Source organism: Cupriavidus taiwanensis, from assembly GCF_900250115.1.
In the GTDB taxonomy this organism is placed as follows: domain Bacteria; phylum Pseudomonadota; class Gammaproteobacteria; order Burkholderiales; family Burkholderiaceae; genus Cupriavidus; species Cupriavidus taiwanensis_B.
Genome location: NZ_LT984803.1, coordinates 1,507,478 through 1,518,410, shown reverse-complemented (window position 1 = coordinate 1,518,410; position 10,933 = coordinate 1,507,478). Strand labels below are relative to the sequence as shown.

At 67.3% G+C, this 10,933-nt stretch carries 10 protein-coding genes and 1 pseudogene; 9 read left to right on the top strand and 2 right to left on the bottom strand.

Translation table 11 applies throughout. The features are described 5' to 3' along the window. Positions 1-59: 59 nt before the first annotated feature. Complete coding sequence (locus CBM2586_RS07310; RefSeq protein WP_115687125.1) at positions 60-1,010, bottom strand: GlxA family transcriptional regulator; 951 nt, start codon at positions 1,008-1,010, stop codon at positions 60-62. A gap of 175 nt (positions 1,011-1,185) precedes the next feature. Here CBM2586_RS07310 and CBM2586_RS07305 point away from each other — a divergent pair, with 175 nt between their 5' ends. Together CBM2586_RS07305 and CBM2586_RS07300 are read left to right on the top strand one after the other, a co-directional pair. Beyond that, positions 1,186-1,989: an SDR family NAD(P)-dependent oxidoreductase gene (locus CBM2586_RS07305; protein WP_115687124.1), complete on the top strand. Its 804-nt coding sequence runs from the start codon at positions 1,186-1,188 to the stop codon at positions 1,987-1,989. 95 nt (positions 1,990-2,084) lie between these two features. Next, positions 2,085-2,306 (top strand): DUF2798 domain-containing protein, encoded by a 222-nt coding sequence (locus tag CBM2586_RS07300; RefSeq protein ID WP_115687123.1) that lies wholly within the window; start codon positions 2,085-2,087, stop codon positions 2,304-2,306. A 55-nt stretch (positions 2,307-2,361) separates the two neighbouring features. Here CBM2586_RS07300 and CBM2586_RS07295 read toward each other — a convergent pair whose 3' ends face one another. Next, the gene (locus tag CBM2586_RS07295; RefSeq protein ID WP_115687122.1) at positions 2,362-3,741 is read right to left on the bottom strand and encodes a PLP-dependent aminotransferase family protein; all 1,380 of its coding nucleotides are present in this window, start codon (positions 3,739-3,741) and stop codon (positions 2,362-2,364) included. Positions 3,742-3,909: 168 nt separating this feature from the next. Here CBM2586_RS07295 and cyoA point away from each other — a divergent pair, with 168 nt between their 5' ends. The 7 genes and pseudogenes from cyoA to CBM2586_RS07260 all read left to right on the top strand — a co-directional run bounded on the left by cyoA (position 3,910) and on the right by CBM2586_RS07260 (position 10,925). Next, complete coding sequence (cyoA, locus tag CBM2586_RS07290) at positions 3,910-4,917, top strand: ubiquinol oxidase subunit II (RefSeq protein ID WP_115687121.1); 1,008 nt, start codon at positions 3,910-3,912, stop codon at positions 4,915-4,917. Between the two features lies 1 nt (position 4,918). Further along, positions 4,919-6,895, top strand: a complete 1,977-nt coding sequence (gene cyoB / locus CBM2586_RS07285; RefSeq protein WP_115687120.1) for a cytochrome o ubiquinol oxidase subunit I — start codon at positions 4,919-4,921, stop codon at positions 6,893-6,895. Between the two features lie 2 nt (positions 6,896-6,897). Further along, positions 6,898-7,542 carry a cytochrome o ubiquinol oxidase subunit III gene (gene cyoC, locus CBM2586_RS07280; RefSeq protein WP_115687119.1) on the top strand — a complete coding sequence of 215 codons (645 nt, stop codon included), beginning with the start codon at positions 6,898-6,900 and terminating at the stop codon, positions 7,540-7,542. Beyond that, entirely contained in the window at positions 7,539-7,916 is a 378-nt protein-coding gene (gene cyoD / locus CBM2586_RS07275) for a cytochrome o ubiquinol oxidase subunit IV (RefSeq protein WP_115687118.1), read from the top strand. Before cyoC ends, cyoD begins: the two co-directional genes overlap by 4 nt. A 27-nt stretch (positions 7,917-7,943) precedes the next feature. Then, positions 7,944-9,658, top strand: a pseudogene (locus tag CBM2586_RS07270) (nitrite/sulfite reductase). An 18-nt stretch (positions 9,659-9,676) separates the two neighbouring features. Further along, positions 9,677-9,925 (top strand): hypothetical protein, encoded by a 249-nt coding sequence (locus CBM2586_RS07265; protein ID WP_115662231.1) that lies wholly within the window; start codon positions 9,677-9,679, stop codon positions 9,923-9,925. Positions 9,926-10,025: 100 nt separating this feature from the next. Continuing rightward, complete coding sequence (locus CBM2586_RS07260; protein WP_115662232.1) at positions 10,026-10,925, top strand: MipA/OmpV family protein; 900 nt, start codon at positions 10,026-10,028, stop codon at positions 10,923-10,925. Positions 10,926-10,933: the final 8 nt, after the last annotated feature.

Below are 10,933 nucleotides of genomic sequence, written 5' to 3'. Positions count from 1 at the left end.
TTTTCAGATTCTAGCTGGCGCGGAACACCCACCTCAAGACGATGTGACGCTTGCACCAGCTAAGCCGGCTGCGGTACGCCGCCGCGCGCGATGCGGCGCAGCGCCTGCGGCGGTTGCCCGAACGCCCGCAGGAAGGCCCTCCGCATGCGCTCGGGATCGCCAAAGCCGGTATCCCGGGCCACCACATCGATGGAATGGCGGCCGCTTTCCATCATCAGCCGCGCTGCCTCCACGCGCAGGCGCTCGACGGCCTTGGCCGGACTCTGGCCGGTTTCGTCGCGGAACGCGCGCGAGAACTGGCGGGCGCTGAGGTGCGCGGCACTCGCCAATTGCGCTACCGAGAGGTCCTGTTGCAGGTTCTGCCGCGCGAAATCCAGCGCGCCACGAATGCGATCCGAGCGCGGCTCCAGCTCCAGCAGCGCCGAAAACTGCGACTGACCGCCGGCGCGGCGATGGTACACAACCAGGTTCCTGGCCACGCCGCGCGCGACCGCGGCGCCCGCGTCCTTCTCCACCAGTGCCAGCGCCAGGTCGATGCAGGCCGACATGCCGGCCGAGGTCCAGACCGGGCCGTCGATGATGAAGATGCGGTCCTCCTCCACGCTGACGTCCGGGAAGCGGCGTCGCAGCTCCTGCGCGTAATACCAGTGCGTGGTGGCACGGCGGCCGGCCAGCAAGCCCGCCTGCGCCAGGCTGAAGGCACCGGTGCAAGTCGCGCCGATGCGCCGCGAAGTCCGCCCCGCGCGCTGCAGGAACCTCACCAGGGCGGGCGGCGCAGGCAGGACGTCATTGTCTCCCACCACCAGCACGGTATCGAAGCGACGCCGGCCAAAGGGCGCGGTGCTGACCGCAAAGCCCCCGGAACTGGCCACGGGGCCGCCATGTTCCGACAGCAAGTGAACCTGGTACAGCGGCTCGCCAAGCGCCCGGTTGGCGAACTCGAGCACGGTCGAGACCGCAAGGTTCAGCGCCTGGAAGCCGGGATAAAGGGCAAGAGCCACATGGTGCATGGCGAACTCCTCACGGCAGTGGCAGGCATCTTCCCTGCGATGGCATAAAAGGTGGGATCTACGACATTGCTGCCATCGCCATTGTGCACCTAATCTTCGATGCACGCAGCGGCGCCACGCACGGCCGGCTGCCACGGACCATCCCACCGTCTTACCACTGCTATGGAGCTGCAACGTGACCATTGACACCTACGCTGGCACCGCCCTGATCACCGGGGCTTCCTCGGGGATCGGGGCCATTTATGCGGATCGGCTCGCCCGCCGCGGCCATGACCTGATCCTGGTGGCGCGCAACCGCAGCCGGCTCGAGGCACTGGCGCGGCGCATCACCGACCAGACCGGCCGCTCCGTCGAAATCGTGACGGCCGACCTGGGCCAGCCAGCCGAGCTGCGACGCATCGAGAACATCCTGAGGACGGATGCCAGCATCACCACGCTGGTCAACAACGCGGGTTTCGGTGGGGCATGGCCCTTGCTGGCGTCGGATGTGGACACGATGCAGGCGATGATCGAACTCAACGTGACCGCGCTGACCCGCCTCACCTATGCTGCTGCGCCGGCCTTCGTGACGCGCGGCCAGGGCACGATCATCAATATTGCGTCGATCGTCGCGATCGCGCCCGAGCTGCTGAACGGCGTCTACGGCGGCTCCAAGGCCTTTGTGCTGGGCTTTACCCAGTCGCTGCAGCATGAACTTGCCGGCAAGGGCGTGCGGGTCCAGGCGGTGCTGCCCGGGGCGACCCGCACGGCGTTCTGGGACGTTGCCGGGCACCCCGTCGAAAACCTGCCCGCAGCGCTGGTGATGGACGGTGACGACCTGGTGGACGCGGCGCTGGCAGGGCTGGACCAGGGCGAAGTGATCACGCTTCCGTCGTTGCCTGACGCTGCCGACTGGCACGCATTCGAGGCGGCACGCGCCGCGCTGGGGCCCGGTCTTTCGCGTGCGCAGCCGGCCGCACGGTACCGCATGGCACGGTAGACCTCCGCGTCCGGAGGCGGCCTTGCGCGCCATGTCCGCCGGGTGCGCAGCCGCCGCCAAGCTGCCGCCCGCAACCTTTACGACACCAACTCGCCATGAACGTAGAACTGAAACGCAAAATCGCCTTCGCGCTGTCGATGGGCGTGGTGACCACGGGGATCATCTCGTTCGCCCTGATCGCTTTCAACAGGGGATTCACCGAGGACTTTGCGCTGGCCTGGCTGCGCTCGTGGGGCCTCGGCTATGTGATCGTCATCCCCGCCATCCTTCTGGTCGGGCCGCGCCTGCAAGCGCAGGTCGAGCGCTGGGTCCGTTGATGCCCGGGCCGCAAGCCAGTTCGGGCTGACGACGCCGGCCCAGGCGGCCGCAGCGCTAGACGATGGTAATGGGATGCTGCCGCGGCCCACGCTCCAGCAGCGCCGCGAGCCTGCGCAGCGCGTGCGCCAGCTGGGCCCGGTCGGCGACGCCGCCCAGCGAGATCCGGATGGCATTGGGTGCGCCCGCGCCGTCCCAGAACGCATCGGAAGGCGTCACCCGCAGGTCTTCCGCCAGCGCGGCCCGGGTGAGCTGCTGCGCCGACCACTGCGCGGGCAGGCGGTGCCAGACGTGGATGGCGCTGGGCGGCAGCTGGCCGATCCCGCTCAGCCACCGGCTTGCCAGCGCGCACCGCGCCAGCGCTTCGGTGCGGATGCCGTCGAGCAGCTGCATGGCCGAGCCGTCATGGATCCATTGCGTGGCCAGCGCCGCGGTCATCGGCGCCGCCATCAGCGCGAAGGCGCGCAGCGCTGCCAGCAGGTCGTCGCCACCACTCCCCTCCGGCAACAGCACATACGCCGTGCGCAGGCCCGGCGTGAGCGCCTTGGACAGCGTCGCCACGTAGCAGGTGCGCTCGGGCGCAAAGGTGGCGAGCGGCGGCGGCGCTGACGGCGTCAGCAGCCAGTACGGGTCGTCCTCCAGCAAGGCGATATCGCAGCGATTCGCGGCGCTGGCGATCTCTGCCCGGCGCGAGGCCGGCATGGTGTGCGTGGTGGGGTTCTGCGCCGTCGGGTTGAGGTAGGCCAGCGTGGCCCCTTTGGCGCGCGCAGCGGCAAGCGCATCAGGCAGCATCCCGTCCGCGTCGCACGGTGCGACCACCACGCGCCGGCCCAGTTGCGCCGCCGCGGCGCGAATGCCCGGATAGGCCAGCGGCTCGGTCACGATCGCCTCGCCGGGCCGGGTCCGGCTCAGGATCACGGCGGCCAGCGCGGCCTGGGCGCCGGGGCACACCACCAGCCGCGCGGCGTCGACCTGCCCGAAGATCGGCGTAAGCCAGAGCGCCCCGGCCGACCGGTCCGAAGCGCTGCCGCCGCCAAGCTGGTAGGTCATCAGCAGGTGCGGGTCGCTGCGCAGCAGGACCTGGTTCAGGCCGCGCCGCAACAGGTCCTGGAAATCCACGCCCGCCGGCGGCGGCACGTTCATGCTCATGTCGACCACCCGCGCGAGTTCAGCGCGCGGCGCGGCGATGAACGTGCCGAGCGCACCCCTGGCTTCGATCAGCTGGCGCCGCCGGGCCTCGTTATAGGCGCGCGTGACGGTGGTCAGGTCGACGCCCAGGGACTTCGCCAGGTTGCGCTGCGGCGGCACGCGGTCGCCGGCCACGAACCGCCCTTCACCGATGGCCCGCTCGATGAAGTCGACGATCTGCAGATAGCGCGCGCCGCCGGATGCCGTGATCCGCAGATCCCATTTGGCCGCGATTCCGTCATCTTGCATGGATCCTGTCGCCAAAATTCTCCTCGATGTATGGCCTTTGTCTTCGACTAGCATGCCAGACATTGCCGAAGGAATCCATACAAGCCACGCCCGCGCGGGGCTAACCCAGCACTTGAATCGGAGCGCGTGGCCGGATGCCTTCGGTAATCCGTAACCAAGGTGTCCGACATGCTCAAACCTAACGCCGGGCCGGCAAACCAAGATCGACAAGGCCCGCCCTCCCCGTCCCCCAGCCGTAGCGCATCGCGCGCCGTGCCGCTGCGCATCGGCGTCCTGCTGCTGGCCGCCGGCCTGAGCGCCCTGCTCGGCGGCTGCAACCTCGAACTGCTCAATCCCAGGGGCAGCATCGGCGAGCAGGAGAAATCGCTGATCCTGATCGCGTTGTTCGTCATGCTGATGGTTGTCATCCCGGTGATCTTCCTGACGCTGTGGTTTGCCTGGCGCTACCGCGAAAGCAACACGCGCGCGGCCTATGCGCCCAAGTGGTCGCACTCGACCAGGATCGAGATCGTCGTGTGGGGCATCCCGTGCGTGATCGTGGCCTGCCTGGCCGTGCTGATCTGGGACTCCACGCACAAGCTCGACCCCTATCGGCCGCTCGAGTCCGAGGTCAAGCCGCTGCAGGTCGATGTCATCGCGCTGAACTGGAAATGGCTGTTCATCTATCCCGAGTACGGCGTCGCCTCGGTCAACCAGCTCGCCATCCCGGTCGGCACGCCGGTCAACTTCCGGCTGACCGCGGAATCGATGATGAATGCCTTCTTCATTCCGCAGCTTGGCAGCATGGTCTACACCATGGCGGGCATGCAGACCCGCCTGCACCTGATCGCCGACACGCCGGGCGTCTATCTCGGCCAATCCGCGGCCTACAGCGGCGCGGGCTTCTCGGACATGCATTTCAAGACGCTGGCGACCTCGCGCGAGGACTTCGACGCGTGGATCCGCAAGGCGCGGGCCTCGGCGCAGGCGCTTGACGCGGACACCTACCGCGCGCTGGAGCAGCCCAGCACCAAGGACCCCGTCGCGCTGTATGCATCGGTGGCGCCGAAGCTGTTCGACCAGGTCGTCGACAAGTACATGCAGGCCAACGGCGCGATCTGCCGCGCGAACACCCCCGAATCACTGCAGGCCTTCCAACGCGTCCCGTCGGCGCTCCCCGGCCGCCTGGAGCAATGACATGCTAGGAAAACTCAACCTCGAGGCCATCCCCTACCACGAGCCGATCATCATGGTGACGCTGGCCGTGGTGCTGGTGCTGGGCGCCGCGCTGCTCGGCGCCATCACCAGATACGGCAAGTGGAAATACCTGTGGACGGAATGGATCTGCTCGGTCGACCACAAGAAGGTCGGCGTGATGTACATCATCCTGGCGCTGGTCATGCTGCTGCGCGGCTTCGCCGACGCGATCCTGATGCGCACGCAGCAGGCCGTCGCCTATGGCGATGCCGCCGGCTACCTGCCGCCGCACCACTACGACCAGATCTTCACGGCGCACGGCGTGATCATGATCTTCTACGTGGCCACGCCGCTGGTGGTGGGGCTGATGAACGTGATCGTGCCGCTGCAGATCGGCGCGCGCGACGTGGCCTTCCCGTTCGTCAACTCGCTGAGCTTCTGGCTGTCGGCCATGGGGGCGGTGCTGGTGATGCTGTCGATGTTCGTCGGCGACTTCGCCGCGACCGGCTGGGTGGCCTACCCGCCATTGTCGGAACTCGGCTACAGCCCCACCGTCGGCGTCGACTACTACATCTGGTCATTGCAGATATCCGGGCTGGGCACCACGCTGACCGGCATCAACTTCATCGTCACGATCCTGCGCATGCGCGCGCCGGGCCTGACGCTGATGAAGATGCCGGTGTTCACCTGGACCGCGCTGATCACCAACATCCTGATCGTCGCCATCTTCCCGGTGCTGACTGCCACGCTGGCCCTGCTCACCGCCGACCGCTACCTCGGCATGCACTTCTTCACCAACGAGCTGGGCGGCAACGCCATGATGTACGTGAACCTGATCTGGATCTGGGGGCACCCCGAGGTCTATGTGCTGATCCTGCCCGCGTTCGGCGCGTTCTCGGAAATCATCGCCACGTTCTCGCGCAAGCCGCTGTTCGGCTACAAGTCGATGGTGTATGCCACCTCGTCGATCGGCGTGCTGTCGTTCTTCGTCTGGCTGCACCACTTCTTCACCATGGGCTCTGGCGCCAACGTCAACGCCTTCTTCGGCATCATGACCTCGATCATCTCGATCCCCACCGGCGTGAAGCTGTTCAACTGGCTGTTCACCATGTACCGCGGCAGGATCCGCTTCCATACCTCGACCATGTGGACCATCGGCTTCATGGTGACGTTCGCGGTCGGTGGCATGACCGGCGTGCTGCTGGCGGTGCCGGGCGCGGACTTCGTGCTGCACAACAGCCTGTTCCTGGTGGCCCACTTCCATAACGTGATCATCGGCGGCGTACTGTTCGGCTGCCTGGCGGCGATCAGCTTCTGGTTCCCCAAGGTGTTCGGCTTCAAGCTGAACGAGTTCTGGGGCAAGGTCTCGTTCTGGTGCTGGCTGGCCGGCTTCTTCCTGGCCTTCATGCCGCTCTACGTGCTGGGCTTCAAGGGCATGACGCGCCGGATGAACCACTACGCCAATGTGGACTGGCATCCCTACCTGGTGGTGGCGATGATCGGCGCCTTCGTCATCGGCGCCGGCATCCTGGCGATGATCGTGCAACTGGCTGTCAGCATCCGCGACCGCAAGCAGAATCAGGACCTGACCGGCGACCCGTGGGACGGCCGCAGCCTGGAATGGTCGACGGCATCGCCGGCGCCGTTCTACAACTTCGCGACGGTGCCGCACATCACTTCGCTGGAACAGCACTGGGACGACAAGGAAGCCGGACGCGCATGGCGCCAGCCGGCCCACTACGAGGACATCCACATGCCACGCCCCACCGCGGCCGGCTTCCTCGTGTCCGTATTCGGGCTGGTGTCCTGCTTCGCGCTGGTCTGGCACATGTGGCTGGTGGCCATCGCGGGGCTGCTCGGAGCGATTGCGACCTTCGTGCTGCGCAGCTACGACCGCGATGTCGACTACTACGTCCCGGCCGCCGAAGTCGAGCGCATCGAGCGCGCCCGCTACGCCCAACTGCAGCAAGCTGCCTGACCATGACCCCGACGCTTTCCCCTACCCTGCACCAACCGGGCCCGGACGCCGCACACGCGACCACCCACGCCGCCGACCACGGCCATCACGATGCCGGCGCCCATACCACGCTGGGCTTCTGGCTCTACCTGATGAGCGACTGCCTGATCTTCGCGGTGCTGTTCGCCACCTTTGGCGTGCTGTCCGGCAACACGGCGGGCGGGCCGGGCGGGCGGCAACTGTTCGAGCTGCCGTTCGTGTTCGCCGAAACCATGGTGCTGCTGCTCAGCAGCTACACCTTCGGCCTGGCCATGCTGCGGCAGGACGCGAATGCCGCGCCGCGCATGATCCGCTGGCTCGCGGCCACCTTCGTGCTGGGCGCGCTGTTCGTCGCCATGGAGGTCTACGAGTTCGCCCATCTGCTGCACCAGGGCGCCGGCCCCGGCGTGAGCGCCTACCTGTCGGCCTTCTTCACGCTGGTCGGCACCCATGGCCTGCACGTCACCGCGGGACTGTGCTGGCTGGCCGTGATGATCCACCAGATCCGCCGCTTCGGCCTCGACGACATCGTGCGCCGCCGGCTGGCGTGCCTGAGCCTGTTCTGGCACTTCCTGGACCTGGTCTGGATCTGCGTCTTCACCTTCGTCTACCTGCGGGAGTTCGCATGAAGCCGTCCCATCTTCACTCAGTCCAGCCGGGCGAGCACGCCAGCCACGGCAGCGTGCGCAGCTACACCATCGGCCTGCTGCTGTCGGTTGCGCTCACCGTGGCGTCGTTTGCCACGGTCATGACGGGCGCGCTGCAGAGCCAGGCCGCGATCACGCTGGTGGTGGGCCTGTGCGTCGCGCAGCTGCTGGTGCAGCTGCTGTATTTCCTGCACCTGGGCACCGCTCCCGGCCAGCGCGGCAATACCGCCATCTTCGCCTGCACCGGCTTCCTGATCGTCATCGTCGTCGCCGGCTCGCTGTGGGTGATGCACAACGCCGACCTCAACATGATGCCGACCGACATGTCCATCGAACGGGCACGGGCAAAAGACTAGCGCCGCGCGCGCAAGGAGACCTTCACCATGTATGTCTATGACGAGATCGACCAGAGGCTGGTCGACGAACGGGTCGTGCAGTTCACCGACCAGACCCGCCGCTTCCTGGACGGCGAGCTCGACGAGGAAGAATTCCGCGTGCTGCGGCTGCAGAACGGCCTGTACATCCAGCGCCATGCCCCCATGCTGCGCGTGGCCATTCCCTACGGCATGCTGGCGTCAACGCAGCTGCGCAAGCTGGCGGAGATCGCCCGCCGCTGGGACCGCGGCTACGGGCACTTCAGCACGCGGCAGAACCTGCAGTTCAACTGGCCGCGCCTGGAAGACGCGCCCGCCATCCTCGCCGAACTCGCCACCGTGCAGATGCACGCCATCCAGACCAGCGGCAACTGCATCCGCAACACCACCACCGACCACTTCGCCGGCATCGCGCCCGACGAGCTGGTGAACCCGCTGGTGTGGTGCGAGATCGTGCGGCAATGGTCCATGCTGCACCCCGAGTTCGCCTACCTGCCGCGCAAGTTCAAGATAGCGATCAGCGGCGCCACCACCGACCGGGCCGCGGTCGGCGTGCACGACATCGGGCTGCAGGCGGTCGAGCAGGACGGCGAGGTCGGCTTCCGCGTGTGGGTCGGCGGCGGCATGGGGCGCACGCCCATGGTGGGCAAGCTGATCAATCCCTTCGTAGCGTGGCAGGACCTGCTGACCTACCTGCAGGCCACGCTGCGCGTCTACAACCTGCATGGCAGGCGCGACAACAAGTACAAGGCGCGCATCAAGATCCTGGTGAAGGATCTCACCCCCGAGGTCTTCCGCGAGCAGGTTGCGGAGCAGTGGCAGCGCATCCGCGGCGGCCCGGATACCGTCACCGAGGACTTTGTCGCGTCGGTGTCGGCGCGCTTCACGGTGCCGCCTTATGATCCGGCCGCGGCGCACGATGCCGATGAGAGCGCGGAACTCGCCCGGACCGACCGCGCGTTCCGGCTCTGGCTGCGCAGCAATGTCCATCCGCACCGCGTTCCGGGCTATGCGGCAGTGACCGCGTCGCTCAAGGCAACCGGCCGCGCACCGGGCGATATCACTGCCGAGCAGATGGACCTGATGGCCGAGCTCGCCGAGCGCCACGGCTTTGGCGAGCTGCGGGTCTCGCACGAGCAGAACCTGATCCTGGCCGATGTGCGGCGCAGCGGCCTGCCCGGGCTGTGGCGCGCGCTTGATGCCGCCGGCCTCGCCACGCCAACGTCGGCAGGATCACCAACATCATCGCCTGCCCTGGCGGCGACTTCTGCTCGCTCGCCAATGCGGTGTCGATTCCGCTGGCACAGGCGATCCAGGAACGTTTCGAGGATCTCGACCATGTCCACGACATCGGCGAGCTCGACCTGAACATCTCGGGCTGCATCAATTCGTGCGGGCACCACCATGTCGGCCATATCGGCATCCTTGGCGTCGACAAGGCCGGCGAGGCCTGGTACCAGGTCACCATCGGCGGGCGGCAGAACGGCGCCGACAGCCAGGACGGCGGCGGCGGCGCGGCGATCGGCCGCATAATCGGCCCCTCGTTCGCGCAGGAACAGGTGCCGGACGTCATCGAGAAGCTGATCGGCACCTACCTCGCGCACCGCGACAGCGACGCCGAGCGCTTCGTCGACGTGGTCGCGCGCATCGGCCTGGCCCCGTTCCAGGCGGCCGTGTACCGGGACGGCAACAAGCGCGGGGCGGCGCCGCACCAGCCTTCTTGATCCGCGTGGAGATGACCGATGCTTGCCCTGCCTGGTGTGGCCCAGCCGCTGTCCAGCCCGGAAGACCTGTGGCGTGCGATCGCCGCGCTTTCCGCCGGGCAGCTGCATACCATCATCGATCTCGACCATGCGGCGCCGGGACCGACGGGTGACCTCGATTCGTTCAGGCGCCGCATTGCCGGCGTGTTCGGCAATGTCGCCGGATTCGCCCCGGCGCCCCCGCCGGAGCCGATCGTGCGCGCGATGTGGGAAAAATACCGAGGCTGAAAGCGGACCGCACCGCCAACCACTCTGGTTATACTTGCCCTAGTTTCCGTCGTGCTCGGTTGTCCCCCGCAGTTCCACCAAAGTTCTCCGGAGCCACGCCATGCGAACCGGGCATTGCGCCAGCCGCCCACGGCCTGCCTTGCCAGAAGCGGGGTTGCGCAAGCGCTACCGCGCGTTCCCGGCAATTGCCGCGGCATTCGCTACGACCTGCTGGGCACAGGATTTCGATGCCATCGAGCGGCCGCTGTGGGAAGCCGGGCTTGGGCTCGGCGGCATCACCCTGCCGCACTACCGGGGCTCGGATGCACGCGCCAGCCTGCTGTTCCCGGTGCCCTACTTTGTCTATCGCGGCGAGCATCTGCGGGCCGACCGCAGCGGCGTGCGCGGCAAGCTGTTCGATAGCGACCGGATCGAGGCCAATATCAGCCTCGGCATCTCGCTCCCCGTCGACAGCAGCCAGGACGAAGCCCGCCGCGGCATGCCCGATCTCAAGACCGCCGTGGAAATCGGGCCGTCGCTGGCGGTCACGCTTTGGCGTTCCGCCGAGGACCGTACCCGGCTCGACCTCCGGCTTCCGGTCCGGCTGGCGGTGACGGTCGAATCGTCGCCCAGGGCGATCGGCTGGATCTTCTCGCCAAACCTGAACCTCGACGTTGCCAACGTCGGCGGCCTGCCCGGCTGGAACCTGGGCCTGATGGCAGGGCCGCTGTTCTCGAGCGCGCGCTACAACCAGTATTTCTATTCGGTCGAAGCGCAGTTCGCGACCGCGGCGCGTCCGGCCTACCGCGCACCGGGCGGCTATTCCGGCAGCATGGCGCTGGCTTCGCTGTCCAAGCGCTTTCGCCATGTCTGGTTCGGCGCCTTCGTCCGCTATGACCGGCTCGACGGCGCCAGCTTCGAGAACAGCCCGCTGGTGCGCCAGAACGACGCCTTTGCCGCCGGACTGGCCCTGAGCTGGATCTTCGGCCAGTCATCGACATACGTACCGAGCCGGGAATAAGGCCACGG

Excerpts from the sequence above, each read along its gene's own strand:
- cyoA (WP_115687121.1), top strand. The coding sequence starts at position 3,910 with ATGCTCAAACCTAACGCCGGGCCGGCAAACCAAGATCGACAAGGCCCG.
- CBM2586_RS07260 (WP_115662232.1), top strand. The coding sequence starts at position 10,026 with ATGCGAACCGGGCATTGCGCCAGCCGCCCACGGCCTGCCTTGCCAGAA.
- cyoB (WP_115687120.1), top strand. The coding sequence starts at position 4,919 with ATGCTAGGAAAACTCAACCTCGAGGCCATCCCCTACCACGAGCCGATC.
- CBM2586_RS07295 (WP_115687122.1), bottom strand. The coding sequence starts at position 3,741 with ATGCAAGATGACGGAATCGCGGCCAAATGGGATCTGCGGATCACGGCA.
- CBM2586_RS07300 (WP_115687123.1), top strand. The coding sequence starts at position 2,085 with ATGAACGTAGAACTGAAACGCAAAATCGCCTTCGCGCTGTCGATGGGC.
- cyoC (WP_115687119.1), top strand. The coding sequence starts at position 6,898 with ATGACCCCGACGCTTTCCCCTACCCTGCACCAACCGGGCCCGGACGCC.
- cyoD (WP_115687118.1), top strand. The coding sequence starts at position 7,539 with ATGAAGCCGTCCCATCTTCACTCAGTCCAGCCGGGCGAGCACGCCAGC.
- CBM2586_RS07310 (WP_115687125.1), bottom strand. The coding sequence starts at position 1,010 with ATGCACCATGTGGCTCTTGCCCTTTATCCCGGCTTCCAGGCGCTGAAC.
- CBM2586_RS07265 (WP_115662231.1), top strand. The coding sequence starts at position 9,677 with ATGCTTGCCCTGCCTGGTGTGGCCCAGCCGCTGTCCAGCCCGGAAGAC.